Raw genomic sequence first — 25653 nt, forward strand, 5'->3', positions numbered from 1 at the left:
TACACATATATGCATGAAAAAAGGGGGACAGAATACTCTTATTTTCGCAGGTTGCCTAATTCTTCTACAATGGCTTGCATTTCACTTGGACTAAACGTATTTTTTTTCTTAACAAGCTCGTAAATATCTTTAAGCTCTTCATACATTTCTTCATTAAAGTGGGAAGGCTTAATGGCTCCGATATTTATGACATTTAACTTTTGCTTAATTTCTTCAATCATATACTCGACGTTTTCTTTAGACTTTTCTGATAAATTATTCACCATACCCATCCTCTCAGGCTCGATTGATTCCACTACCTCTTTATTTCATTATTGTAACACGTTTTAACAAAATGATAAGAGTACGTTTTATTTATGACCTTCGTGCTAAAATAAGGTAAACAGTTGAAAAAAACAACTCCGCCATCTAAGATTTTAATAAATATAAATATTGGAGGATTTCAAAATGATTAAAGTCCTTTTTGTATGTCTCGGCAATATTTGCCGATCTCCAATGGCCGAAGCAGTTATGAAAGATTTAATTGAAAAGGAAAATCTTGAATCAAAAATAATCGTCGACTCTGCCGGCACAGGGAATTGGCATATTGGAAACCCGCCCCATGAAGGAACAAGGGATATTTTAACAAAGAATCAAATTAAGTTTGAAGGATTAACAGCAAGACAAGTCATAAAGGAAGATTTACCGTCCTTTAACTACATTATTGGAATGGACACCGAAAATGTTGGAAATTTACGACGCTTAGCTGGGAACGAAAAGACGGGTTACATTGGGAGGCTGCTTGATTATATCGAGGATTCTGATCAGGTTGATGTTCCGGACCCTTATTTTACCGGGAATTTTGATGAAGTATATGAGATGGTAACAAGGGGATGCAAAAATCTGCTGGAATATATAAAAAAAGAGAACAAACTTTAAAGAAAGGGGCAAGCTATATGTCAAATGAGAATAGACTAGTAAAGAATATGGTCATTGGAGCAGCTATAGGAGCACTTGTTTCTCTTTTTCATAAACCAACAAGAGATCAAGTGATTAGACAAGGAAAAGAAATAAGCGAAAAAACAATTGAATTTTGTAAGGACCCTTCTAAATTAACAAATGAGGTCAAGGAAAAAGTGGAAGAGGTACGTAAAACGATTGATGAAGTGAGCGGTGACGTCGCATTTGTAAATGAAAAGTTTCAGGAACTTAGAAAAACAACCCCTCAAGTACTTGAGTTAATCGAGGAAACGAAAGAGAGGTTTTCTAAGAAGGAGTGAGGTGATCTTTGATTGTGGTTACTAAAAGAACTATTCAAACGATTCGCTAATGAAGAAGTTGCTGGGAATTCAGCAGAAATTGCCTACTTCTTCATGCTGTCACTCTTTCCTTTTTTAATTTTTCTGATTTCATTAGTAGGTTATTTACCATTAGCCCCAGCAGACATTTTGAACTTGATCAAGCAATATGCTCCTGCTGATACACAACGAATGATTGTTTCGACTTTACAGGAAATATTGAATAAGCAAAACGACCGTTTGCTTTATTTTGGAATTATCGCAACCTTACTTTCTGGCTCAAATGGCATAAGTGCTATTGTTCGAGCCTTTAATCGAGCATATGAAGTAAAAGAAAGCCGATCATTTTTACTTTCTAGAGCAATTTCCATTTTGTTAACAATCGGGATGATCATCGTTTTCATTACCGCTTTGCTGTTACCAGTGTTCGGAAAAGAGATTGGATTATTTATTTTTACATCCTTTGGCTTTTCAGAATATTTCTTTGATATTTGGAATACAATCCGCTGGTTTTTGAGCGCATTCATCCTTTTTTTTGTATTTACTGCCTTGTACTTTTTTGCTCCAAATAAACATATGAGTCTGCTGGATGCCCTGCCGGGATCTATGTTTACAACCATTGGCTGGATTGGAATCTCATCTGTCTTTTCCTACTATGTCAGCAATTTTGGCAATTATAGTGCAACATATGGTAGCATCGGGGGGATCATTGTCTTAATGATTTGGTTTTACCTCACTGGAATGATTATTATTTTAGGAGGAGAACTTAACGCTATTTTGTATTTGGGAAAATATAGAAACTAATCTTAGAATTTCCTACATAGAGTCCAGATCACTGTGGGAATTTATGAATGAAGGCACAAAAACCATCGTGTCTTACGAAATTGCCGGAGGGATTTCAGAATGACAAAGCATACGAAAAAAGACGGCAGCCATACGAAACAAAATTCAAAAAGCAAACCAAAACATAAAACAAGCGGAAGTGCAAACGGTCAAAACGGCTATCATTAAAAAAAAATCCACCATTGGTGGATTTTTTTATTCTCCTGACATTTCCATGTAGTGGTCATATGTTGAGAAATAGATGTGCTCCACTTCGGCATCTGTCATATAAATTAGTGTGTCCTTCTCAATTTTCCTCATTGTAGAAATAAATTCGATCATATTTTTGCGTTCTTGTCTGCTCATAATTATTTCCCCTCTCATTCATTTGTTATAATACAGTTATTTTTATTTGATATTATTATATAACAGAATAAATAAATTGTTCAACACTTTTTTAAAAATTTTCAGATAAAAAAGACCTGGAACCTCTAACCCATTATCTGTCGTCCTTTCAGATCTAAGAGTTATTAGTATCCGGGCCTTTATAAATCTTTTTTCTCTAATCAGGAGGAATGAGAGTTTCCATGTCTTTTGAAAAATTGATAAGCGCTTCTTTTTTCTCCGAGTAAAGTGATAAAGAATAGCACCAACAACAATGTACTAATTATGAGAAAAAAGCTGATATGATGAAATAGTTGAATGAACATTCCGCCTGCGTATGGGCCAGCTAAGCTCCCAACGCTAAATGCGATTCCACACATTAGATTTCCGGTAGGAAGTAAGCTTGCCGGCATCAGATCTGTCATATAACTGATTCCGAGAGAGAAGGTTGAGCCAACAGCCATCCCAGCTGCGAATAAACAAGTAGAAAGTAGGGCAACAGATTCTTCTAAGAAAGAGGCAGTTAAAAAGCTCGCAAATCCACATACTAAGACAACCATCAAAATGTTTTTTCTGCCCCATTTATCACTTAAAATACCTAAAGGAAGCTGAAAAATAATACCTCCAACTGCAAAAGAAGTTAGCAAGAGAGATACACTTCCTACATCAAGGCCGATACGAAGCCCATAGATTGGAAAGCTCCCGTTTAATGACGATTCTAAAAAGCCGTATCCAAGCGGAGGCAAAAAGGCAACCCATCCATATTTAAGCGCACTTGAAAAACGTTTAAACGTTTGACTAAATGAATTGATCTTAATATGTTGTTCCGGAAAATCATTGTTTAAGGCAAACAGAAAAGCCCATCCTATTAAACACATAGTCGCTGACATAATAAATGGGAAAGCTTCATTTATACTAACCAGTGGCGTCATAAGAGGTCCTGCGGCGAACCCAATTCCGAAGAATAAACCGTATAGTGATATATTTCTGCCTCTTTTGTGTTGTGGTGAAAACGAAGTAATCCAAGTTTGTGTGCCAAAATGAAGGGCGTGATCCCCTATCCCGATGAGAAGCCTTAAAATAAACCAAAACCAAAACGATTTCCACAGAGGAAACAATGCTAATGAAACAAGAACCATAAGTCCCCCAATTATAATAACAGGCTTATAGCCGTATTTTCTTAACGGCTGTTCCATAAAAGGGGATACAAGCAGGATGCCGATATATAAAGCGGTTGCATTTAAACCATTCAGTGAGGATGACAAACCATCATTCTCAAATATAACAGCAATAAGAGGAAGAAGCATGCCCTGAGAGAACCCTGAAATAGCGACAATGCTAATCAAAATAGAAAATCGAAAAGTTGACATATGTACATTCCACTCCTTTTCTTCAAGCCCGATAGGAAATTTTTGAAAGAAGCGGGATCAAACTGCCAGTCACATAAGTTTGAAGATCAATTCTATACTACTCGCTTTTTGAAGATGTAACAAGATCTTTTATTTGAGAGAAAAATTTCCTAAAATAGAAAGTAATGATTGAAGAGGTGAGGAAAATGGAATTTAAGATGAAAGAGGCAGGCTTTAAAACAACATTTGAATATGGAGAATTAGAAATTTCCGGTAATGAAGAGTATGGATTTCGCCCATATCAATTAATGGTCTCATCAATTGCTGTATGCAGTGGCGGTGTACTTCGAAAAATTTTAGAGAAAAAAAGAATGAAAATTGAAGATATTACAATTAAAGTTGATGTGCAGCGTAACGAAGCAGAAGCGAACCGAATTGAAAAAGTCCATATTCATTTTTTGATTAAAGGGGAGGGACTTGAAAAAAACAAAATTGAAAAAGCCATGGAGCTGACACGGAAAAATTGTTCAATGGTGCGCTCTGTTGAAGGAAGTATAAACATTCATGAGACGTTTGAGGTTGTAGAGTAAAAAAGAAAGGATTATACCGAGATTCTCTTGTCAATAGTCAATATAAGTCTAGATCTTATCGACTAAAAGGTAATGGTTATAAATAATTTCGAAGGATTTTTCTGAAATAACTGCGTAGTTTGAAATTTAATTGCATCCGATTTTTTTCTAATTGAAACTAAGTGTGTCATAAAAGCTGGTTCCTTCTTAATTCAGATTAAACCTTGAGGATAAGAAGGGCTTAGCTAATAATTCCTATGCTTTTGGGAACGATTATAATATCCTAAAAAATCAATTCTATTGAAAAAAGGTGATACCTTGGTAAATCGGATTTTTTTTCTAATAACAGTTATTGGTATTCCGTTATCTGTAGCAGGAAATTTATTGCATTGGCCTTCTGTTATTATGTTCGGTGTCTTTTGTTTAACGATTATCGCACTTGCAGGATATATGGGAAGAGCAACAGAGAGCTTGGCAATAGTGGCTGGACCGAGAATAGGGGGCCTGCTTAACGCAACCTTTGGGAACGCAGTCGAATTAATTATCTCTATTTTCGCCTTAAAGGAGGGGCTGGTAGAGGTTGTACTGGCATCATTAACTGGATCTGTACTAGGAAATCTTTTACTTGTAGCAGGGCTGTCTTTTTTTGTTGGGGGATTAAAATTTAAACGGCAGGAATTTAATGTTTTTGATGCGCGTCATAACTCAGGACTTTTAATGTTTTCTATCATTGTGGCGTTTGTAATCCCGGAAGTATTTTCTCAACAGATGAATGATGGAGAGAAATTAACCTTAAGTATCGGAATTTCACTGATTCTCATTCTGCTTTATTTAGCAGCTTTGTTTTTTAAGTTGGTCACCCACAGAGGGGTTTATCAACATAAAGAGGAATCGAATGATGTTCATGAAGAACCTGAATGGTCGGCGAAAAAAGCTCTAATTATTTTACTGCTAGCAACTGCGGCAGTTGCCTATGTTTCAGAGAGTTTAGTGCATACATTTGAAGCTGTTGGCGAACAATTCGGCTGGAGTGAGCTGTTTATCGGGGTAATCATCGTTGCGATCGTTGGGAATGCTGCTGAGCATGCATCTGCGATTATTATGGCCTATAAAAATAAAATGGATATTGCAGTGGAAATTGCAGTCGGCTCGACCTTGCAAATAGCGATGTTTGTAGCACCTGTTCTTGTCTTGATCTCTTTAATGTTTGAAGTGAACATGCCGCTTGTTTTTACATTGCCTGAACTAATAGCGATGGTTTCAGCTGTTTTGGTGACTATCGCAATTTCAAATGATGGTGAGACGAACTGGTTTGAGGGAGCAACCTTGCTTGCCGCCTATGTCATAATGGGGATAGGATTCTACTTATTATAATGCTGAGCCGTTTTTATCTTTTAGAAGGCAACAAAAAAATCAGTAAACACCAAAAAAGGACTCTGTGCACCTGCACAGAGTCATATTAATGTGTAGGACGAAACAAGTAGCATTTTAGGAGCGAATGATTGCAATAGAGCCTTAAAATTAAGGAACTATTTCATTACATCTATTATTGTACATTATTTCCTTAAATTTGTAAATATTCTGATTTTTTTCAAATAGAGCCTTTACGGAAGTATGAATAGGCAACAGAATAAATGGGCTAACAAAATAGTATGGATAATTGAAGAAAAGCTAGAAAAAACTAAGGATAAAGAATATGGAAGGAGTCTTAAATGATGAAAAAAGTTTTTTTCATTTTTATGATCATGCTTTTATCCTTTAGTTTTTCCAGCTCAATTTATGCAGCGGAAAAAAACGCATTAAAAATACCAAGTTCTGTTCTAGATATTTCAAAAGATAATACGTATCCCAATCCTGTTCAAGACTTACCTTACTTACAACCGAGTGATTTTACTAAACAATTATTAGATACTTCGGAAGTGAAAATTGATAATCCTGACCTGATCAGATTAATGAACGAATCTTCTGTTTCTGGAACACCGCTTGCCATTGGATATCGGGCAACAATTTTTTTAGGACAGTGGGCCTTAAACTACGAATCCACGGAAACAGCAACCAATTGGGAATACCAAAAAGTCAATACAAACTATACCGACAATCGCGGCGGCAAATCACCTATGCAAATGCGCTATAATCAAGAGGGACAGAAGAAAATAACAGGCGGTTTAACTGCTAATGTCCCAAATGCAGAAGATGTGAAAAAAATGATGCTTCTTAAAGCAATGAAAAAGACGTCGCTGCCACTTTCATTTGAGACGATAATTGGGGGAGGAACGAAAAAAGAACAAGTGTATAATATTCCTCCAAAACGAATGGGCTATTTATATGCCTACTCACCAGCCGTGAATGAAAAAGGTAAAGTGACCTATGGTGAAGTCTATATTGTCTTGAGAGGCAACAAACAGAAAGTAGTCGTAAAAAACGTAACCTCTCAAGGAATCGGAGCGTGGATTCCTGTTCAGGATCATGTGTCATTTGGATTTGTAGTCTCAGAAATACCTAGATAGCAGAACATTTTTAATCCAAATGAAAAAAGCGGGCAGCTACTGTTGCTCGCTTTCTTTTTCTTGATTGACGAGATGGATACGGTCTTCTGTTAGTTGGATGTTATTCTTATATAGTATCTCTGCAATGATTTTTCTAGCTTTTCGACCTGCAACCCAATAATCATCATCATTTACTAAGCCTGTAATCGTATACTCTATCCCTCGATTCAATGCATTTAAAGAAGTGATTCCGTATACCTGAAAGGGTTCGATCGGTTTTTGATAAAAATCCATTTTTAAATAAACGGCTAGCTCAGCATTTAGTTTTAAACAAGCTTTCTCAAGTGTTTCAAAAATAGTATCAGGGTTCTCACGGTAGCTTACCACAATTTTTTCGATGACTCTCATTTGCTCAATATTATAATTGTGAATTTGCTTAACTTCCCCATTGCTAATGGTAAGAAGCTTTCCGCTCCATTCACGGATTTTTAAGGACCGTAATCCAAGTTCTTCAACCGTTCCGTGAAACAAATTGTTAATTGTAACAAAATCCCCTTGATGAACCTGGCGTTCATAGATGAGAAACATGCCTGCCAAAATGTCTCTGATTAAGCTTTGGGCGCCAAAGCCAATCACGATCCCGGCAATTCCTGCTCCTGCAAGAATTCTGCCGAAATCTTCTACAAATATGGATATAACATAAAGGATAAACCCGATTGAAGCTACATATTTGGTTAAGGAACGAATGATGCTTGCGATCGTTTTTTCTTTTCGTTCCTCTATAAAGTCTGTTCGCTCAAAAAAATGATCAATTAGTTTATTGATGAGGATAACACTAATCCAAAGAAATAGAGCTACAACAGCTATTTTAACGGCTTCTATACCTAGAACTTCTCTTATTTGCTCCATCACTTATCTAGACCCTCGCTTGTTGTGTCCTAAAGTTTACATCTTTATAGTAACTATTTTTCACGAGAATGTTTGGTCCTAGACAAGAAGCTTTTGGACAATGGCAATTTAACTCGCCGGCAAGTTCAGAATTCATCCATTTGTTGTAAGCTGATTGCAAGGTATGTGTCTGAATATTTCCAAGTGCAGGGGTGTCTCCGAAGTCTGTCACGATAATGTCTCCATTAAAAATATTAACATTTAACCTGGAGCGCCCGTCTGGATCATTTCGGACTGTGACATTTTTAGCCCTTCTTAGTCTAGCGATCAAATCGATATCTTCCTCATTTTTGCTGCATGCATAAAACGGGAGAGTACCGAAGAGCATCCATACATTTTCATCTCGAATATCTAGCAGATGGTGTACGGCCCCGCGAATTTCATCTAAAGTTAATGTTTCTAAGGTACTTGCAAAATCGCTTGGGTACATTGGGTGAATTTCATGACGCTGACAATTCATTTCGTGGACAATTTGTCGATGAATTCTTTCCATATAAGGGAGGGTGCTTTTATTCAGCATTGTTTCTGCTGACACCATAACCCCTGCATTTACAAGAGCGCGGCTGTTTTCGATCATGCGCTCAAAATATTTTGCACGCTGCTTGTAGGTTGGTTTGCGCTCCATCATCGCAAAGCCGACTTTGGCAAAATCATCTATCGTTCCCCAATTATGAGAAATATGTAAGACATCAAGAAAAGGGATAATTTTTTCGTATCGGTCTAAATCAAGAGTCAAATTAGAATTGATTTGAGTACGTACTCCACGGTCATGGGCATACTTTAACAGAGGCACAACATACTCATTCACTGATTTGAGCGAAAGCATCGGTTCTCCTCCTGTAATACTAATCGAACGGAGTGTCCCCACTTCATCAAGCCTCTTAAGTAATAGCGAAAGCGGCAAAGCTTTAGGGTCTTTTGGCTGAAGGGTATAGCCTACTGCGCAATGCTCGCAGCGCATATTGCAAAGTGTTGTCGTCGTAAATTCGACATTGGTTAAAGTCAGTTCTCCATATTGCTCTATATCCATATAAGCTTCCCATGGATCATAAGAAGGCGTAATTGGTGTTTTTTCTGCTTTTAACATAAAATGAACTCCTTTATATTCATCGGGTACTTTTTGCAGCCCATGATATTTTAGTATTACAGAAGATCCTTGTAAAGGTAAAGGAATAAAGTCGGAATTTGTCAAATAATAAACAATACGCTACGATGAGAGCGGTGAAAGGAGAGAGCGTTATGGGAAATGCTACCCGAGATAAAGACTCACAACTAAATTATTTAAAAAATCGCTTAAATATGTTTCTTGAAGTAATCGACTCAATGGACCCGGAATCTACGGATGTAGAAGATATCGATCGTTTAATTGACATGCTCGACGACCTCGAAGGGAAATACGAAACATTTAAAAAGGACTGGGAGAAGTAATTGTTCATTGGTGCCAGGCACCTTTTTTTAAAAAAGGTGCCTGGCACCCTGCAAACACTTTCAAAAATAAACTTGAACGAGTATAATAAAAATTGTGAAAAATGACTCGAATTATTTGATTCAGGGGGAGAAACGGGATGGAGAAGTTCTATGAGAGTATGTACAAATTAGTAGTAGAAACATCGACTAATTTACCAAAGGATGTGCGTAGAGCCATCGCACACGCTAAATTGCAGGAAAGTGCAGGGACCCGTGCGGCAATGTCCTTAGCAACCATTACAAATAACATTAAAATGGCCGATGATAAGGTTTCACCTATTTGTCAGGACACAGGCTTACCAACCTTCAAAATTAAAGTTCCTGTTGGGGCAAACCAGCTAGTTATGAAAGATGCGATTAAAAAGGCGATCGCCAAAGCAACTGAAGATGGAAAGCTGCGTCCAAACTCTGTGGATTCAATTGATGGAAGCAATACAGGTGATAATCTTGGTGAAGGAACACCGGTCATTAAATTTGAACAATGGGAAAAGGACTATATAGATGCCCGTTTAATTTTAAAAGGCGGCGGGTGTGAAAATAAAAATATCCAATATAGCCTCCCATGTGAATTAGACGGACTTGGCCGCGCTGGCCGTGATCTTGATGGAATTCGCAAATGTATCATGCATTCTGTTTACCAAGCGCAAGGACAAGGCTGCAGTGCGGGCTTCATTGGGGTTGGTATAGGCGGCGACCGTACGTCAGGATATGAGCTTGCAAAGGAACAGCTTTTTAGATCAGTTGATGATGTGAATCCGAATGAAGAACTGCATAAGCTTGAAGAATATGTTCTTGAAAATGCTAACAAATTAGGGATCGGTACAATGGGCTTCGGCGGAGAAACCACTTTATTAGGCTGTAAAGTAGGTGCAATTAACCGGATTCCAGCAAGCTTCTTTGTATCAGTTGCTTATAACTGCTGGGCATACCGTCGTCTCGGTGTAAAACTAGATCCGCAAACTGGGGATATTTTAGATTGGCATTATCAAGAAGGTGAAGAGGTTCAATTCGCTGACGAAGTAGCAGCGACTTCAGAATCTAATCAACCCGAAGCACAAACAGTTGAATTAACAGCCCCAATTACAGAAGAACAAATTCGAGAGCTCAAAGTAGGGGATGTTGTTAAAATCAGCGGACGCATGTATACAGGCCGTGATGCGATTCATAAATATTTATCTGACCACGATGCACCTGTCGATCTGAACGGACAAGTTATTTATCACTGCGGCCCGGTCATGCTGAAAGATGAAGAAGGAAATTGGCACGTAAAAGCAGCAGGCCCAACAACTAGTATCCGTGAAGAGCCTTACCAAGGCGATATTATGAAAAAATTCGGGATCCGCGCAGTTATCGGTAAAGGCGGAATGGGTCCAAAAACGTTAAAAGCCCTAGAAGAACATGGCGGTGTCTATTTGAATGCAATTGGCGGAGCTGCTCAATATTATGCTGAGTGTGTAAAAGCAGTCGATGGGGTTGACTTAATGGAATTCGGTATTCCAGAAGCAATGTGGCATCTTGAAGTAAAAGACTTCACCGCAGTCGTCACAATGGACTCACACGGCAACAGCTTACACCAGGACGTCGACCAATCCTCACTAGAAAAATTACAGCAATTTAAAGAACCAGTATTTAAATAAGCATTAAAAAGCAGTCTGAGAGTGCAATTCTTGGATTGCTTTTTTCATTTAAAAAATGGATAGGAGTGCTCATACTTTTATCATTATTTGGTGCATTATTTCGTTGAGGAAGCAATTAATTTTTTAACGTGAAATGTTCAATAAAAGTCCAAACAAATCGCTTCCCAACTCTTTAGATTTCCTATTAATGCTTAAAAAATGGAAATCGTTTGTTTCGAGTATGTTAAACGTCTCCTGATGAAAACTATCATAAACATAGTTTGAAGAAAAGGAGTCAGAACATGAAAAAGAATTGGCTATTTTTTATTGCATTTATGATAAGTATGACATTCATTTCCCCATCTGCCGAAGCTGCTCACTCTAACCGGCCGATTCACTGGGGCTTTAAGAGAAGCACAAACCATAAACCCGCGGAAGCAGGCGGGCAGCTTGATAAATTACTGGAAAAGTACGATGCTTTCTATCTAGGCGAAACATCTAAAAAAGTGATCTATTTAACCTTTGATAACGGATATGAAAAAGGATATACTCCACAAGTGCTTGACGTTTTAAAAAAACAGAAGGTACCGGCCACCTTCTTTGTGACTGGCCACTATTTAAATAGTCAGCCGCAATTAGTGCAGCGAATGGTGAAAGAGGGACACATCGTCGGAAACCATTCTTGGCATCATCCAGACATGACGAAAATAAATGAGGAAAGATTTAAAAGGGAGCTCGATTCTGTTCGTGATAAAGTAAACGAGCTCACAGGTCAAGAAGGAATCAATTATTTAAGACCGCCGCGGGGAATATTTAGTGAACGGGTGCTGGCTCTATCACGTGAATTGGGATATCAGCCTGTGTTTTGGTCTTTGGCATTTGTTGACTGGAAAACAGACAGTCAGCGTGGCTGGAAGTATGCATACGACAACATTATGCAGCAAATACATCCAGGCTGTATTTTACTCCTTCATACCGTTTCCAAAGATAATGCAGAAGCACTCGACAGAGCAATTACAGATTTGAAAAAAGAAGGATACACATTTAAAAGCCTTAACGACCTAATGTTTGAGCGTGAGATAGACGAACAATTTTAAGTTACCAGGTACTCATGGTACCTGGTAACTTTAGGCAGCCTCGTGATATAATACACTCACATTAGGTGAAGGGAACGGTTCATGATGTGGGAAGAGAAATTAGTTATCGATCCGCCTTATGATTTTGTACGTGTTCTGGAAAGATTGTCAATTGATCCTCTTAAAGCAGTTAATATAGCTGAAGGCACAGTTAAAGTGCCTTTATATGATAAAAAAAAGCAGCCATTTGCTGTAACTGTACATAGTATTGGTACAAAGCTTTATCCGCAATTTATTATTAAAGGGGAAAAAGAAAAGCAAAAAGAGATTGCGATTCATGAAGTGAAACGGATTTTTCAATGGGACATAAATTTGAATGATGTTCGCGCCCACTTTTCAAAATCAAATTTAGCCCAAATTTTTCTCGAACATGAAGGAACACCTCTCGTATTAGATTTTCACCTCTATCATTGTTTAATCAAGTGCATTATCCATCAGCAATTAAACCTGGCTTTTGCTCATAAGTTAACTGAGAGGTTTGTTCATCAGTTTGGACAAAAAATGGATGGTGTATGGTTTGACCCAACACCTGAAGAGGTTGCTTCTCTTACCTATTCTGACTTAAGAGAATTACAATTCAGCGGCCGAAAAGCGGAGTATCTAATTGATATTTCAAAATTAATTGCAGAAGGTTCTTTGGACTTGGAAGCCTTAAAACATATGACAGATGAGGAAATCTTTAAAAAACTGCTTCCGATTCGAGGAATTGGACCGTGGACAGTTCAAAATATCCTCTTATTTGGATTAGGGAGGCCAAACCTGTTTCCGAAAGCAGATATTGGCATTCAGAATGCAATGAAAAAACATTTCGGTCTTGAAAAGAAGCCCTCGCCAGATGAAATGGATGAGCTAAGCAAGGAATGGTCCCCATATTTAAGCTATGCATCCCTTTATTTGTGGAGAAGCATTGAGTAATTGAAACGGAGTTGTACATAAAAATGAATAAGAAAAGCAAGCCCCAAGTTACAATCAAACAAGGACAGACCTTCCCTCTAACAATTAAAAGGCTTGGGATCAACGGGGAAGGCGTTGGTTATTTTAAAAAGCAGGTCGTCTTTGTTGCAGGTGCGCTCCCAGAAGAAGAAGTAGTTGTAGAAGCTACTCGGATACATCCTAAGTTTGCTGAAGGAAAAATTAAGCGGATTCGAAAAAAATCACCGCACCGGGTCAAAGCCCCATGTCCGATTTACGAACAATGCGGGGGCTGTCAATTGCAGCACCTTGCCTATCCTCAGCAATTAAAAGAAAAACGGGATGTAGTCATTCAAGCTTTGGAGCGGCACACGAAACTTAAGCTGGATCAATTGGATATAAGACCTGCAATCGGAATGGAAGACCCATGGAACTACCGGAATAAAAGTTCTTTTCAAATAGGAACTGATAAAGGAAAGGTAATAGCGGGTTTATATGGCATGGATTCACATCGTCTCATTCCAATTGATCAATGTATGGTCCAGCACCCGGCGACCAATAAAGTCACTCAGACAGTAAAGCAAATTCTTTCTGACTTAAATATTCCTGTATACGAAGAACGAAAAAGAAAAGGAATCATTCGAACGGTAGTGACAAGAGTAGGGTTTGAAACAGGCGAGGTTCAGGTCGTACTCATTACAGCTAAAGAAGAGCTGCCACGAAAAGAGTTAATCATCGAAGAGATAAAAAAGCGGCTACCTGAAGTGAAATCCATCATCCAAAATGTAAATGGGGCCAAAACATCCCTGATCTTTGGTGATAAAACGATTCACCTTGAAGGAGAAAGAGTTGTCCAAGAGACGCTTGGGGATTTATCATTTGAGCTTTCCGCCCGTGCATTTTTTCAACTAAACCCAACACAAACAGTCAAACTTTATGATGAAGTGAAAAAAGCAGCAAAATTAACGGGGAATGAAAAGGTAGTCGATGCATATTGCGGAGTAGGAACAATCGGATTATGGCTTGCAGACGGTGCCAAGGAAATACGAGGAATGGATACGATTGAAGAAGGAATTAAGGATGCCCAAAAGAACGCTTCCCGTCATGATATCGTAAATGCCAAATACGTCACAGGAACAGCAGAACACTGGCTCCCAAAATGGGTAAAGGAAGGCTGGAGCCCAGATGTTATTGTAGTTGATCCACCGAGGACAGGCTGTGATCAACGATTTTTAGACACCGTATTAAAAGTGAAACCAAAACGGTTTATATATGTTTCATGCAATCCATCCACACTGGCAAAGGATATTCAATATGTTTCAAAGCACTACAAAGTCAGCTATATCCAGCCGTTTGATATGTTTCCTCATACGGCGCATGTTGAGTGTATCTCGCAACTCATTTTAAAAGTGTAACTAAAAAATAGAAAGTTTCCAGTTAAAACAGAATTTTTCCACAATTAATCCACAGTTAAAATAGAAAATGTGTATAAAAGTGTGAGAAAAAAGCCGTTCAAGCCTGACATATCAACAATTGTGAAAAAGCGTGAATGAAAAAGTCTTTTCCAACTCTATAAAAAGCGTGATTAAACGTGGGCGTTATCACTGGGATAATGCCTTTATTTTTATTGTTTTGCTCCATTAAAATTCTTCAACAAATCTCAAAAGATTAATTAACTCAAATGAAATAGTCAAAATAATTGAAAAAGGTGAGCCCAAACCCCTTTAAGTTTCGTAGATAAATAGTGAACATTTATAAACGAATAAATTGGATGTGTTTCATTTGATAAAAAGTAAAAAGATGCTATATCTTGCTCTCATTCTTTTCATTGCATCTCTTGTCTTAAATTTCCCCTTTCCACACGAAAGTCCTTATGGTGAGACAGTTGCATCGATATTGAATATACCTATTCAATCTGTCAATGGATTACAGTATATAGGAATTGCTTCATTAGCTTTATTGATAACAAGTTTATATTTCCTTACCAAATCGGTAAAAAAATATCATGGGCGTGTTGTCTTTCTTACCATTATAATTGCCATTTTTGCACCATCAATGATTGCCAGTTCTTTTCAAAAAACAATTGCCACAGGTATTTACGCTGTTTCTTATGAGCGTGATATGAGTAATTGTCGTTTCGATATGATTGATGCAACAACATTAAATGGGGAATGCGAGCTATCTTTTGAGAATTACAGTAGACACGATGTTCAATTCACTATTGAATTTTATGAAAAATACTATTTCGAAGATGATGTACGAATGGTTTCGCTAATGAACAATAATGCACCGTATGTGGTGAAGTTAAAAGGAAACGAGAGAAAAACGGTGAAAATCGAGGCGAATATAGATGTTTCAAATAGGGAAAACCATGTTGAACAGGGCGGTTCAACATCCTTCAATATCATCATTAAGTCGGGAGGGGAAATTAGGAAATTATGAGGTAGCCTATATACACATATTGTTTTGTTGCTCATCATAAGTAAATTTATTCAGGGGTGTGTGAGGATGGCGTTTCTACTATGAGTGGAGACGCCTTTTTGCTAACAGTCAAAATAGCTGAATAATATGAGACCAAAAAAATTGGTATTTCGTAGATGGCAGATAATTGAGAAATCATCAAACTCTTTTTAATAAAGAATCCATTTTGAACACACTTTTTTCAAAATGGATTCTTATTACTTATCGTAAATATGGGGTTGCGAGGTAATTTTGCTCAAATTTAATTAAAAGCTATACTAATTAAAGGGGAAAAATTACAATACATAGACCGTCTCTTGGTTACCTCTTTTACGAAATTTTTTCATTTAAATAGTTATCAACAGAATTCCGAATTCCATTAACTTTAGGTCCATAAACTACTTGAATATTAACGCCGTTCTTTACTACACCTGCTGCACCTGTGCCTTTTAGAGTTGCTTCATCAACTATACTAGCATTTCTAACTTTTACTCTTAAACGTGAAAAGCAATTTTCAACAGATTCAATATTTTCTTTTCCGCCAAGTCCTTGTACAATTTCAGCTGCTACTTCATCTTTGCCGCCTGCTGATACTGCTTCTCCTGATTGTTTTGAAATCTTTTCCTTATAATCTTTTTTCGTGAATAACTTTACTTCACTTTCTTCTCTGCCAGGAGTTTTAAGATTTAATTTTTTAATTAAAAATTTAAAAACAACATAATAGGTTGCCAATTGAATTAGTCCTACCCCAATGTATATCGGCCATCTAGTTCTTGAAATTCCAGCTGGCAGATTATAAGATAAAAATTCTATAAGTCCGCCCATTCCATGAGTTCTAACTCCTAATAAAACGATAATCGCTTCAAATAAACCATCCATTAAAGAGTGAATTAGCCATAATAAGGGTGCTACAAATAAGAATGTAAATTCTAAAGGTTCTGTAATACCAGCCAAAGCGGATGTTGCTACCGCAGGTATTAAAAGTGCTTTTAATTTAGCCTTGTTTTCTGGTTTGGCTGTTTTATAGAAAGCTAAAGCTGCCCCAACCAGACCAAATATTTTAACCATCCCATATTGTAAATATTTTGCTGATGAATCGAATTGCTTGATAGATGGATCAGATAGCTGAGCTAAGAATACATTTACTGCTCCCAAATATTCTTTTCCATTTACAATTATTCTTCCTCCCAAATCAGAATAGAGGAATGGTGTATTGACTAAATGGTGCAATCCAGTTGGAATTAAGAATCTATTCAAAAATCCATATAAAAAGACACCAATAGCGCCTGATTTATCGATAAAACCTGCCAATAGCGTAATACCCATGGCAACAGTTGGCCAAAAATAGCTTAAAACTATTGCTAATAGCAGTAATATTGGAATGAGTACGATGAATACCAGCTTCGTATTTCCATATGCCCCAAATGCTCCTGAAAACTCTTTATTATAAAATTTGTTATGAACAAGTGCTACTACTACTCCAAGAATTAATCCTAGGAAAACTCCCATATCTACTACTTGAAACCCTAATATCATGGTTTGTCCAGTGCCGGATAAATCGGAAACATCTTGATATTCTACTAGTTTTCCTGTTAGCTCAAGCCAATATTGATTAGCTCCTAAAAAAGTCAAATAAGAAAATAAGGCTACAAGTGCAGCATCGCCTTTCTTTTCTTTTGCCATTCCCATAGCAATTCCTACACAGAAAACAATTCCTAAGTTCATTAAAATAGGCCAAAGACCACTGCCAATGAAATTACCTAAATTAATTAGAAAGCCTTCCTTTCCCACAATAATCGGGTTAGTAAGGATTGCAGAAAGAGCTAAAATTATCCCTACAATAGGTAAGTAAAATACTGGAATAACTACTGCTCTCGCAAAAATCTGCATGCTGTTTAATAGTTTATCTTTCAATTTAGAGCCTCCCCTATAATCTAACTTTTTACTTTAGTAAACAATTGATTAAATTTGCGTTTTATTCTTATCCGAGGTTAAACGCTTACACAAAATTTATAACATATAAAAAAAATACCAACAATAAAGGACAGGAATTATGGACGCAATCACTTTTTCTGTTCTTTTTCTCATATGATGAGAATTTTCACATTCTTATTTATTAGTAGATTAATATAATGATTAGACACTTTAAAAAGGAGAGGCAGACCTAATGGATGGAAAGCTCCATATCATTTTATAAATACAACACTTAAGTGGAAAGAATACAAATTATTCTAGGTATTAGTGCCTTAATATTCATCTTAAGTAAAGGCACAAAAAATATAGTTCGGTATAACACTATCGATTTACAATTGAAAAATAAAACACTCCATCTTAAGTGGTGGGAAATTTCTTAGGGGATGTGAAAAAGAACAAAGAGTGTGAGTGCTACCATAATGCTTGCACATTATTGTTGTCATTTTTTCTATGTGATATAAAAAGATGGAGGAGGGAAGATGAAGAGGCTTCAAGTTTCCAAATTGAAATTTTCAAAATGGTGAAAGTATTAGAAATTATGCAATCTGAATGATGTATTGGTTATAGTCTGCCTATATAATTGAGATCAAAATACTGTTATTTTTGCTACAGAATATTCTCCGATGTTTCATGTCCTCTGCTCTCATACATTGATAATGGTTTGGTGTATATACTAAACTAAAAGAAATATGAGGAGATGAAAAAATGAAGATCGAAGAGTTAATTAATGAACATTACAATCAGCTGCATGAAAATGACTTTCATATTTTGAAATACATCCTTAACAATAAAAGCTCATGTTATCAGCTGGGAATTAACGATTTAGCAGATAAGTGCAATGTTTCCAGATCATCCATTCTGCGCTTAGCCCAAAAACTAGGTTTTAGCGGGTACAGTGAGTTTCGTGTATTTTTGAAATGGCAAGATCACGAAAAGGTGGAAAGAGAAGTTAACAGTATTGGCCGTTTAAACGAGGATATACAGGAAACGATAAAATATACCAAAACAAAAGACTTTCAAGATATATGTGAGTTAATAGATCGATCCGAACGAATATTTGTTTATGGAACAGGCAGTTTACAGTTGAACTGTGCGGATGAGTTACAAAGAATGTTTCTTGTCATGCAACGGCATCTATATGTGATAAGAGCACCAAAAGAATTCGAAATAACCCTCCAAAGTTTAACAGTTAAGGATCTCATCATTATTATTTCCTTTTCAGGTGATACACCGGTAATATTTCCTGCTGTGCAGTCATTAACAACAAAGGGAATTCCATTTGTTTCGATAACTAATTTAAAAAGTAATAGGTTAGCAACGATGACTCCTTATAATTTATATGCTAGTAGTTCAGAAACTCAGATTCATGATGGATTTCCAATTCATACATTCTCTTCTTTCTTTATTATTGGCGAGACGTTATTCAGGAACTATGTTGATTATCAAAATAAGATAAAAATTTAAGAATTGCAAAGAGAGTTCCAACATGAACCTATACGAAAAAGCATGTAAGGTTTCTTTTTCGACTTAATAGATATGAATGATTTCATGGAATATTTCACTTTTCCTATTGGAATAACAATTAAACGATTGTTTTCTAATGGTCAAGATTAAGGATATCCATTACCCAGAATAGGAGATGCTAGTCATGTTACAAAAATTATTTCTAAAAAAGGTAAAACCTCAAATAGAAGAAATATATTCACCCTTAACTGGAGAGATTATCGCACTAACAGAAGTTCCAGATCCTGTTTTTGCACAAAAAATGATGGGAGACGGTTTAGCAATCATACCAAAGGAAGGAAAAGTTGTTTCCCCAATTGATGGTGAAATCATACAGGTCTTCCCTACTAATCATGCAATAGGGATTAAATCTATGAAAGGTTTAGAGATTCTAATTCATGTAGGTTTGGATACTGTTGAACTTGAAGGAGAAGGCTTTGATGCAATAGTCCAAGAAGGACAATCTGTAAAAGTAGGCGATGCTTTATTAAACTTTGACATAGAATTTTTGGAAAGGAAAAATAAAGAGATTATCACTCCAATTATTATTACGAATATGTTGGAAAAAGTAGAGAGTATGGAACATTTTTCAAATTTAGAAGTGTCAAGAAAAGAGTTAATTTTGGAATGTAGTATGAAGTAAGTAATGATTAAAAAGTTAAATAGGTTTTTTCTTTTTAGGATAGGAGAAAAGCCTCTTAGAGAATTATAATTTTAATTATTTGAAAATTATGAATATTTCATAATTTAATAAAACAACGCAATCTTTAGTTAATTTTATAACCAAACGCAAGCAGAGCTTTAGAATAATAAACCTTATTCTTGAAAAGGAAAATGTGAAAGGTTTATCGGGGATAAATGATAAGACGTGAAAAATCTTACAAGAATTACACATATCAACTCAATATTCAAAGTCACTTGGGGGCATCGTACAAATGAAATTGTTAACATTAAACTGTCATTCTTGGCAAGAGGAGAACCAATTAGAGAAAATCAGATACTTGGCAGAGATCATTAAAGAAAAATCATATGATGTTATTGCATTGCAAGAGGTAAGTCAATTGATTGAGGAAGAATGTGTGTTCAACAACATAAAAAAAGATAATTTTGGCTTCGTATTGTTACAAGAGTTAAAAAAAATTGGAGTTACTAATTATTCGTTTGTTTGGGATCTCTCCCATATAGGATTCAATATATATGAAGAGGGTTTAGCTATTTTAACAAAGCATCCAATAGTAGAGGATAATTCATTCTTCATTACCAAGGGTACGGATACGAATAATTGGAAAACACGAAAAATTGTTGGTGCCAAAATGAACTATAATAACAGGCTAATCTCCTTCTACTCATGTCATATGGGGTGGTGGAAGGATGAAGAGGAACCTTTTAAGCATCAAGCAGATACCCTTCTTCAACATGTAAAAAAGGACGAGTTGTTCTTTCTATTAGGAGACTTTAACAATAGTGCTTTTCTAAAAGGAGAAGGCTATGAGTACATGTTGAACCAAGGCCTTTATGACACGTACCATCTTGCTCAGGAAAAAGATGAAGGAATTACTGTCAAAGGAAAAATTGCAGGCTGGGATAAAAACAAGCAAGACTTACGCATTGATTTAATTTTGGTGAACCAGCCTATTCAGGTTGAATACTCAGAGGTAATCTTTAATAACAGCAATAAATCAGTAGTATCTGATCATTTTGGTGTTGAAGTTAAAATCGTAATTTAGGATTTATTATTCAACATTCTCGCTGTCCTTTCGCTTAATACTTCAAGTCAAGAGGAGCCAGTGAATTTTTAGAAAATATGAATATATGAAGAAAAGGGAAGGTAACTATGAATAAAAAATGGTGGAAAGAAAGTGTGGTTTATCAAATATATCCTCGCAGTTTTATGGATAGTAATGAGGATGGGATTGGAGATTTACAAGGAGTTATTTCTAAGTTAGATTATCTTCAGAAGCTTGGAATTGATGTTATTTGGATCTGTCCTATTTATAAATCCCCAAATGACGACAATGGGTATGATATTTCCGATTACCAAGATATTATGGACGAATTTGGAACTATGAAAGATTTTAACCAACTATTGAAAGAAGTCCATCAACGAGGAATGAAGTTGATTATGGACTTGGTCATTAATCACACCTCGGACGAACATCCATGGTTTATAGAATCCCGTTCTTCCAAGGATAATCCGAAACGGGATTGGTACATTTGGCGTCCTGGAAAGGATGGGAAGGAGCCTAACAACTGGGAGTCTATATTTAAAGGTTCTGCATGGGAATACGATGAGGTCACAGGCGAATATTATTTGCACTTGTTTAGCAGAAAACAGCCAGATCTAAACTGGGAAAATACTGCGGTCCGAAAAGAGCTCTACAAAATGGTTACATGGTGGCTGGATCAAGGGATTGACGGGTTTCGTATCGATGCCATTACTTTCATTAAGAAGAAAGCCGGACTACCTGATGCTCCGAATCCATCAGGATTAAGGTGTGTCCCTGCCTGGGATTGTCACAGGAATCAGCCGGGAATACAAGATTTTCTCGGAGAATTAAAAGAGAGTGTGTTTTCCAAATACGACATTATGACTGTAGGGGAAGCAGATGGAGTATTGCCGGATGAGGCAGCATTTTTATATACGAACGAGGTGACTGGGAAGTTTAATATGCTTTTTCAGTTTGAGCATATGGGGTTAGATAGCGGCCCAGGAGGAAAATGGGAGGTTGTGCCATGGAATTTGGGCGAGTTGAAGCAAGTTATTACAAAATGGCAAACAGGGCTGCATAACAATGGCTGGAACACCTCATACTTGGAAAATCACGATCAGCCCCGTTCTGTTTCACGGTTCGGAGACGATCAAAAGTATCATAAGGAATCGGCAACAATGCTGGCAACCTTTCTTATGACGCTGCAAGGAACTCCCTATATTTATCAAGGGCAAGAAATTGGAATGACAAACGTGAAGTTCGATTCCATTGAGGACTATCGGGATGTTGAAAGCCTGAATCTGTATCGTGAACATCAGGAACGTAATGGGAATGTAAAGCCGGCTTGGGACTACATTTATGCAAAAGGCCGGGATAATTCGCGTACTCCGATGCAATGGGATGCTACCGAAAATGCTGGATTCACAACAGGCATACCTTGGTTGAAAGTTAATCCAAATTATAAAGAAATCAATGTTAAAAAATCACTAGAAGATTCAAACTCTATATTCTATTATTATCAAAATCTTATCAAGCTGCGTAAAGAGCATGAAGTTTTTGTATATGGTGATTATGATCTCATTTTAGAAAATCATGAAAAAATTTACGCCTATACACGAGTATTAGACAATGAAACATTGCTCATTATGACAAACTTCTCCAATGAATCTTCAGAGTTCCAAATGCCGATTCATATTCACTATCACTCGAAAAATTTATTAATCAGCAATTATGAAGTAGAAGAAAAAGATGATAAGATCTCATCAATCTTTTTAAAGCCTTATGAAGCAAGAGTATATCTTTTAAAATAAATCATGAAAGGCCTCGTTGTGGAAACGGGGTCTTTATTTGTTACGATTTTGATATTACAACAATTATTTTTTCATACATGCATTTCTTGAACTAATAGACTTTGCCTTTCCGGAGTATCCCTTCTTAAACCCGGTAAGAATAGTTAGAAAAAGTTATACAAATGCTTTAAGTACACTCTAAAAGCGGATAGTAAGATTTTTTTACAAATTTTTTTAAACTTTTTAAAAATTTATTTTTGCTTTGCTAAATGATTATGTTATTATTAATAAATTCTGTCTATTCTAATATATTTTAATTTGAAGAAAGGGGGATAAATATGGGAAGAAAAATCTTACTTGCCACCCTAATTGTTATTCCTTTTGTACTTACGCTCGGTGCAATCCCTTTTGTCAATCGAATCGATCCTATTATTTTCGGATTGCCATTTTTTCATTTTTGGCTGTTTTTAGGAATGATTATCACGCCAATATGTACGTTTGTAATTTATCGACTAAGTAAATCGGAAGGAAGTATTTAAAGATGCAAGGAAATTTAACAGCTTTGTTAATCACAAGTTTTATTATTATAACTGTTGTTTTGATTGGTTTTATTGCAGGACGAGATAAGGCGAGCAGAAGCTCTGTTGAAGAGTGGTCTGTTGGCGGGCGACGATTTGGACCATTGCTGGTTTGGCTCTTAGTAGGTGCTGATTTATATACAGCCTATACATTCCTAGGGTTAACTAGTACAGCCTATACAGGTGGAAGTCTTGCTTTTTTTGCCATTCCGTATCCAATTATCGCATTCTTTCTTTCTTATTTCTACCTTCCAAAGCTATGGGAAGTATCAAAAAAACATAAATTAACTACTCTTGCTGATTATGCAAAAGGAAGATTTGATAGTAAATTTTTATCCTTACTAATTGCCATTGTTGGTGTAGTAATGCTTATTCCATATATTGATTTACAGTTAGCTGGAATTCAAGATACGCTGCAAGTAGCTGGTACAGGGTTTATCAACGTGAAAGTTGTTGTTATCCTCTCGTTTTTATTAGTTGCCCTTTACACCTTTTTTAGCGGAATTAAAGGACCAACTTATACTGCAATTATTAAAGATATTTTAGTTTGGGTCATTATGTTATTCCTAGTTGCGTCTCTTCCAATCATCCATTTTGGGGGTTGGGGATCAATGATGGATAAAATCGTTGCAGAATCTCCGCAGCTATTAACAATCCCAACCACAGGACCAAAAGGGATTCCATGGTTTATTACAGCTGCATTCGTTTCTGGATTGGCGTTATTTATGTGGGCTCATGCAGCAACTGGTGTGTTTACTGCTAAGAGTGGTGATGCGCTTCGAAAAAATGCAATCTTCTTACCGCTTTACAATATTGTGTTGATTCTTGTTATTTTCTTAGGGTTTATTGCGTTTCATGTTCTGCCAGAAGGAACCGATCCAAGGTTTGCCTTATTACAATTAATTCAAGTGTCCTTCGGTGGTGTGACTCAAGGTCTGGCATATTCAACCATTGCATTAGCGTCGCTTATTCCTTGTTCAATTATGGCAATTGGCGCTTCAAACCTTTTCGCGAATAACATTTACCGTGACTTTATAAACCCAAAGGTAAAACCTGCAAAATTAACGATGATCACTCGTTCGATGGTTTTTGTCGTGATTGGACTAGCTTTAATTTTTGGTATGGTCTTCCCAACAGCACTTGTATCCCTGCAGCTGCTGGGTGTTTCTGGAATGGTGCAAATCTTCCCGGCCATTGTCTTTAGTTTATTCTGGAGAAACCAAACAAAAGAAGCTACAACAATCGGATTAATTGTTGGACTGATTGTAACCGTTGCTGTTTATGCAACTGGTAATACGTTCGGTCTTTATGAAGGTTTCTGGGGCCTAATAGCAAACGTCTTGGTACTTGTAATTCTTAATCCTTTATTTGTTAAGAAAGCAAAGCATACATCTAACCCAATCATTGATCAATTATTTACAAAACAATAAGGCTCAAGTATTCGAAAGTATAAAGCATTTAAGCAGTATTGGAGTTCCTTTTAATTTAGGTACTATGTAAAGAAGGCCTTTCCTTAGAAACTTCTTTGAAAATAATCGAGTAGGATATCAGTTGGATTTAAATCATAATGAAGCAAGGTGATAGTAGGGTTTAGGTATTTTTCACTATAATGGGAAATTACTGTAATTCTAACCATCAAATGCAGTGATGATACCATTCATATTGCTAATGGTTTACTTGTAACTAAAAAAAAGCTTGCTCAAAAAAGAGAAAATCTTCCTATTTAGTCATATTACTTTACACCTTATACTGTAAAATATGGGAAACTAAAAGGCATCTATATTCGCAATTAAGAAAACGATGGTTTTTAAAATATAAAGAGGTTTTTCGGAGGTGGCACAGGTGGGTTTTTCGGATACTCTCAGTCAGATCTATTCGTCGATTTCCAGTCAATCTGCTGATCTGGATGAGAAAATCTCGAGGTTAGAGCGTGCAAAAGGTGATATTGACAATGAACAAAATACAAGCTTGAATGAGATTCGAAAGATTTTAGAGCCGGATTTAGGTGAAGCATGGAAGGGAAACCGGGCCAACACGTTTGATGACGCCCGTGATGAAGCTCACAAAACAATGAAAGATATTGTAAATGAGGATTATGATGATTACAAACAGAGCATTGAATTTAAAATCACACAATTAAGTATGCAGCGTGGAATGCTTGATTTTGCTGGTGGATTGGCAAATGAAGCCAGTCAGCTGTTGGATAAAGGTGAAGAGGCATTTGACGAGTTAGGCAGTAAACTTGAAGATTTAAAAAGGCGGGTATTTTAATGGGAACGATCAAACTAAATCATGGCCAAGTGATGCAGCAATTGGATGATGTAAAACGAGCCCTTGATACCCTTAACCTACCAGCTCCAGGTGCTCTTGGGCAAAATAAGCTTAATTTTACAGATGGCTGGCTGTCTCGTGAAGCAAACCTTCAAAAAATGGTCTCAGAGTATATGAAGGTTGTACAAAAAAATGTCGAGGACACTCGCAGTAACGTAACATCCTTGAAGGAACAAGATGAGGCAGTGGTTAGAAACTAATTAGGGAGCTAATAAACTTCCAGAAAAAAGATTTTGATTACCCTTTTTATTAGAAGTATATAAATACAATATATAAAACCTTGATTTGCTATAAAAAGCAGATCAAGGTTTTTTTATAAGATCAGAAAGTTTAATTTAATTA

Annotated in this window: 26 protein-coding genes; 20 read left to right on the forward strand and 6 right to left on the reverse strand. The window is 36.5% G+C overall.

Annotated elements, in window-relative coordinates:
• Nucleotides 1-38: 38 nt before the first annotated feature.
• Nucleotides 39-266, reverse strand: coding sequence for a DUF1128 domain-containing protein (locus IC621_RS05180; RefSeq protein ID WP_191156435.1), 228 nt, complete (start codon nucleotides 264-266; stop codon nucleotides 39-41).
• A 181-nt stretch (nucleotides 267-447) separates the two neighbouring features.
• Between IC621_RS05180 and IC621_RS05185 the strand changes: the two genes are divergently transcribed.
• From IC621_RS05185 to IC621_RS05195, 3 genes are read left to right on the forward strand one after another with little or no spacing between them, the layout of a single operon-like run.
• Nucleotides 448-918: a low molecular weight protein-tyrosine-phosphatase gene (locus IC621_RS05185; protein WP_191156437.1), complete on the forward strand. Its 471-nt coding sequence runs from the start codon at nucleotides 448-450 to the stop codon at nucleotides 916-918.
• A gap of 17 nt (nucleotides 919-935) precedes the next feature.
• Entirely contained in the window at nucleotides 936-1259 is a 324-nt protein-coding gene (locus IC621_RS05190; RefSeq protein ID WP_191156439.1) for a YtxH domain-containing protein, read from the forward strand.
• Nucleotides 1260-1271: 12 nt separating this feature from the next.
• The gene (locus IC621_RS05195) at nucleotides 1272-2081 is read left to right on the forward strand and encodes a YihY/virulence factor BrkB family protein (RefSeq protein ID WP_191156441.1); all 810 of its coding nucleotides are present in this window, start codon (nucleotides 1272-1274) and stop codon (nucleotides 2079-2081) included.
• 234 nt (nucleotides 2082-2315) lie between these two features.
• Here IC621_RS05195 and IC621_RS05200 read toward each other — a convergent pair whose 3' ends face one another.
• Together IC621_RS05200 and IC621_RS05205 are read right to left on the reverse strand one after the other, a co-directional pair.
• Nucleotides 2316-2465 carry a BH0509 family protein gene (locus IC621_RS05200; RefSeq protein ID WP_191156443.1) on the reverse strand — a complete coding sequence of 50 codons (150 nt, stop codon included), beginning with the start codon at nucleotides 2463-2465 and terminating at the stop codon, nucleotides 2316-2318.
• 200 nt (nucleotides 2466-2665) lie between these two features.
• Complete coding sequence (locus IC621_RS05205) at nucleotides 2666-3853, reverse strand: MFS transporter (protein ID WP_191156445.1); 1188 nt, start codon at nucleotides 3851-3853, stop codon at nucleotides 2666-2668.
• A gap of 185 nt (nucleotides 3854-4038) precedes the next feature.
• Between IC621_RS05205 and IC621_RS05210 the strand changes: the two genes are divergently transcribed.
• The 3 genes from IC621_RS05210 to IC621_RS05220 all read left to right on the forward strand — a co-directional run bounded on the left by IC621_RS05210 (nucleotide 4039) and on the right by IC621_RS05220 (nucleotide 6908).
• The gene (locus IC621_RS05210; protein ID WP_191156447.1) at nucleotides 4039-4422 is read left to right on the forward strand and encodes an OsmC family protein; all 384 of its coding nucleotides are present in this window, start codon (nucleotides 4039-4041) and stop codon (nucleotides 4420-4422) included.
• Nucleotides 4423-4701: 279 nt separating this feature from the next.
• On the forward strand, nucleotides 4702-5775 hold the full coding sequence (cax, locus tag IC621_RS05215; RefSeq protein ID WP_396652973.1) for a calcium/proton exchanger: 1074 nt from the start codon (nucleotides 4702-4704) through the stop codon (nucleotides 5773-5775).
• Between the two features lie 338 nt (nucleotides 5776-6113).
• On the forward strand, nucleotides 6114-6908 hold the full coding sequence (locus IC621_RS05220; RefSeq protein ID WP_224752326.1) for a YfkD famly protein: 795 nt from the start codon (nucleotides 6114-6116) through the stop codon (nucleotides 6906-6908).
• Nucleotides 6909-6944: 36 nt separating this feature from the next.
• Here IC621_RS05220 and IC621_RS05225 read toward each other — a convergent pair whose 3' ends face one another.
• On the reverse strand, nucleotides 6945-7796 hold the full coding sequence (locus IC621_RS05225) for a mechanosensitive ion channel family protein (RefSeq protein WP_191156554.1): 852 nt from the start codon (nucleotides 7794-7796) through the stop codon (nucleotides 6945-6947).
• A gap of 7 nt (nucleotides 7797-7803) precedes the next feature.
• The gene (gene yfkAB, locus IC621_RS05230; protein ID WP_191156452.1) at nucleotides 7804-8922 is read right to left on the reverse strand and encodes a radical SAM/CxCxxxxC motif protein YfkAB; all 1119 of its coding nucleotides are present in this window, start codon (nucleotides 8920-8922) and stop codon (nucleotides 7804-7806) included.
• 152 nt (nucleotides 8923-9074) lie between these two features.
• On the opposite strand from yfkAB, the gene IC621_RS05235 reads away from it, so the two are divergent.
• The 6 genes from IC621_RS05235 to IC621_RS05260 all read left to right on the forward strand — a co-directional run bounded on the left by IC621_RS05235 (nucleotide 9075) and on the right by IC621_RS05260 (nucleotide 15408).
• Nucleotides 9075-9263 carry an SE1561 family protein gene (locus tag IC621_RS05235; RefSeq protein WP_191156454.1) on the forward strand — a complete coding sequence of 63 codons (189 nt, stop codon included), beginning with the start codon at nucleotides 9075-9077 and terminating at the stop codon, nucleotides 9261-9263.
• Nucleotides 9264-9400: 137 nt separating this feature from the next.
• Nucleotides 9401-10939: a fumarate hydratase gene (locus IC621_RS05240; RefSeq protein WP_191156456.1), complete on the forward strand. Its 1539-nt coding sequence runs from the start codon at nucleotides 9401-9403 to the stop codon at nucleotides 10937-10939.
• 314 nt (nucleotides 10940-11253) lie between these two features.
• On the forward strand, nucleotides 11254-12015 hold the full coding sequence (gene pdaA, locus IC621_RS05245) for a delta-lactam-biosynthetic de-N-acetylase (RefSeq protein WP_396652974.1): 762 nt from the start codon (nucleotides 11254-11256) through the stop codon (nucleotides 12013-12015).
• Between the two features lie 84 nt (nucleotides 12016-12099).
• The gene (locus IC621_RS05250) at nucleotides 12100-12969 is read left to right on the forward strand and encodes a DNA-3-methyladenine glycosylase family protein (protein WP_191156556.1); all 870 of its coding nucleotides are present in this window, start codon (nucleotides 12100-12102) and stop codon (nucleotides 12967-12969) included.
• A gap of 23 nt (nucleotides 12970-12992) precedes the next feature.
• Nucleotides 12993-14381, forward strand: a complete 1389-nt coding sequence (gene rlmD, locus IC621_RS05255; protein WP_191156460.1) for a 23S rRNA (uracil(1939)-C(5))-methyltransferase RlmD — start codon at nucleotides 12993-12995, stop codon at nucleotides 14379-14381.
• A 367-nt stretch (nucleotides 14382-14748) separates the two neighbouring features.
• Nucleotides 14749-15408, forward strand: a complete 660-nt coding sequence (locus IC621_RS05260) for a hypothetical protein (RefSeq protein ID WP_191156462.1) — start codon at nucleotides 14749-14751, stop codon at nucleotides 15406-15408.
• A 348-nt stretch (nucleotides 15409-15756) separates the two neighbouring features.
• On the opposite strand, the gene IC621_RS05265 is transcribed toward IC621_RS05260, so the two are convergent.
• Entirely contained in the window at nucleotides 15757-17340 is a 1584-nt protein-coding gene (locus tag IC621_RS05265) for a PTS transporter subunit EIIC (RefSeq protein ID WP_191156464.1), read from the reverse strand.
• Between the two features lie 765 nt (nucleotides 17341-18105).
• On the opposite strand from IC621_RS05265, the gene IC621_RS05270 reads away from it, so the two are divergent.
• The 8 genes from IC621_RS05270 to IC621_RS05305 all read left to right on the forward strand — a co-directional run bounded on the left by IC621_RS05270 (nucleotide 18106) and on the right by IC621_RS05305 (nucleotide 25511).
• Complete coding sequence (locus tag IC621_RS05270) at nucleotides 18106-18864, forward strand: MurR/RpiR family transcriptional regulator (RefSeq protein WP_191156466.1); 759 nt, start codon at nucleotides 18106-18108, stop codon at nucleotides 18862-18864.
• Nucleotides 18865-19048: 184 nt separating this feature from the next.
• The gene (locus IC621_RS05275; RefSeq protein WP_191156468.1) at nucleotides 19049-19546 is read left to right on the forward strand and encodes a PTS sugar transporter subunit IIA; all 498 of its coding nucleotides are present in this window, start codon (nucleotides 19049-19051) and stop codon (nucleotides 19544-19546) included.
• A 292-nt stretch (nucleotides 19547-19838) separates the two neighbouring features.
• Nucleotides 19839-20630 carry an endonuclease/exonuclease/phosphatase family protein gene (locus IC621_RS05280; protein WP_191156470.1) on the forward strand — a complete coding sequence of 264 codons (792 nt, stop codon included), beginning with the start codon at nucleotides 19839-19841 and terminating at the stop codon, nucleotides 20628-20630.
• A 107-nt stretch (nucleotides 20631-20737) separates the two neighbouring features.
• Nucleotides 20738-22423, forward strand: a complete 1686-nt coding sequence (locus IC621_RS05285; protein ID WP_191156472.1) for a glycoside hydrolase family 13 protein — start codon at nucleotides 20738-20740, stop codon at nucleotides 22421-22423.
• A gap of 317 nt (nucleotides 22424-22740) precedes the next feature.
• Nucleotides 22741-22941 (forward strand): DUF3311 domain-containing protein, encoded by a 201-nt coding sequence (locus IC621_RS05290; protein WP_191156473.1) that lies wholly within the window; start codon nucleotides 22741-22743, stop codon nucleotides 22939-22941.
• A 2-nt stretch (nucleotides 22942-22943) separates the two neighbouring features.
• Complete coding sequence (locus IC621_RS05295; RefSeq protein WP_191156474.1) at nucleotides 22944-24410, forward strand: sodium:solute symporter family protein; 1467 nt, start codon at nucleotides 22944-22946, stop codon at nucleotides 24408-24410.
• A 412-nt stretch (nucleotides 24411-24822) separates the two neighbouring features.
• A complete protein-coding gene (locus tag IC621_RS05300) occupies nucleotides 24823-25251 on the forward strand; it encodes a YwqH-like family protein (protein WP_191156475.1) in 429 nt (142 codons plus the stop codon).
• Complete coding sequence (locus IC621_RS05305; protein WP_191156476.1) at nucleotides 25251-25511, forward strand: YwqI/YxiC family protein; 261 nt, start codon at nucleotides 25251-25253, stop codon at nucleotides 25509-25511. The genes IC621_RS05300 and IC621_RS05305 overlap by 1 nt, the downstream gene beginning before the upstream one ends.
• Nucleotides 25512-25653 lie beyond the last annotated feature (142 nt).

The organism is Metabacillus arenae, assembly GCF_014773385.1.
GTDB lineage: Bacteria > Bacillota > Bacilli > Bacillales > Bacillaceae > Metabacillus_D > Metabacillus_D arenae.

Excerpts from the sequence above, each read along its gene's own strand:
- IC621_RS05240 (WP_191156456.1), top strand. The coding sequence starts at position 9,401 with ATGGAGAAGTTCTATGAGAGTATGTACAAATTAGTAGTAGAAACATCG.
- IC621_RS05185 (WP_191156437.1), top strand. The coding sequence starts at position 448 with ATGATTAAAGTCCTTTTTGTATGTCTCGGCAATATTTGCCGATCTCCA.
- IC621_RS05190 (WP_191156439.1), top strand. The coding sequence starts at position 936 with ATGTCAAATGAGAATAGACTAGTAAAGAATATGGTCATTGGAGCAGCT.
- yfkAB (WP_191156452.1), bottom strand. The coding sequence starts at position 8,922 with ATGTTAAAAGCAGAAAAAACACCAATTACGCCTTCTTATGATCCATGG.
- IC621_RS05250 (WP_191156556.1), top strand. The coding sequence starts at position 12,100 with ATGTGGGAAGAGAAATTAGTTATCGATCCGCCTTATGATTTTGTACGT.
- IC621_RS05180 (WP_191156435.1), bottom strand. The coding sequence starts at position 266 with ATGGTGAATAATTTATCAGAAAAGTCTAAAGAAAACGTCGAGTATATG.
- IC621_RS05290 (WP_191156473.1), top strand. The coding sequence starts at position 22,741 with ATGGGAAGAAAAATCTTACTTGCCACCCTAATTGTTATTCCTTTTGTA.
- rlmD (WP_191156460.1), top strand. The coding sequence starts at position 12,993 with ATGAATAAGAAAAGCAAGCCCCAAGTTACAATCAAACAAGGACAGACC.
- IC621_RS05225 (WP_191156554.1), bottom strand. The coding sequence starts at position 7,796 with ATGGAGCAAATAAGAGAAGTTCTAGGTATAGAAGCCGTTAAAATAGCT.
- IC621_RS05220 (WP_224752326.1), top strand. The coding sequence starts at position 6,114 with ATGATGAAAAAAGTTTTTTTCATTTTTATGATCATGCTTTTATCCTTT.
- IC621_RS05275 (WP_191156468.1), top strand. The coding sequence starts at position 19,049 with ATGTTACAAAAATTATTTCTAAAAAAGGTAAAACCTCAAATAGAAGAA.
- IC621_RS05270 (WP_191156466.1), top strand. The coding sequence starts at position 18,106 with ATGAAGATCGAAGAGTTAATTAATGAACATTACAATCAGCTGCATGAA.
- IC621_RS05295 (WP_191156474.1), top strand. The coding sequence starts at position 22,944 with ATGCAAGGAAATTTAACAGCTTTGTTAATCACAAGTTTTATTATTATA.
- IC621_RS05210 (WP_191156447.1), top strand. The coding sequence starts at position 4,039 with ATGGAATTTAAGATGAAAGAGGCAGGCTTTAAAACAACATTTGAATAT.
- IC621_RS05305 (WP_191156476.1), top strand. The coding sequence starts at position 25,251 with ATGGGAACGATCAAACTAAATCATGGCCAAGTGATGCAGCAATTGGAT.
- IC621_RS05285 (WP_191156472.1), top strand. The coding sequence starts at position 20,738 with ATGAATAAAAAATGGTGGAAAGAAAGTGTGGTTTATCAAATATATCCT.
- pdaA (WP_396652974.1), top strand. The coding sequence starts at position 11,254 with ATGATAAGTATGACATTCATTTCCCCATCTGCCGAAGCTGCTCACTCT.
- IC621_RS05235 (WP_191156454.1), top strand. The coding sequence starts at position 9,075 with ATGGGAAATGCTACCCGAGATAAAGACTCACAACTAAATTATTTAAAA.
- IC621_RS05200 (WP_191156443.1), bottom strand. The coding sequence starts at position 2,465 with ATGAGCAGACAAGAACGCAAAAATATGATCGAATTTATTTCTACAATG.
- IC621_RS05205 (WP_191156445.1), bottom strand. The coding sequence starts at position 3,853 with ATGTCAACTTTTCGATTTTCTATTTTGATTAGCATTGTCGCTATTTCA.
- IC621_RS05280 (WP_191156470.1), top strand. The coding sequence starts at position 19,839 with ATGAAATTGTTAACATTAAACTGTCATTCTTGGCAAGAGGAGAACCAA.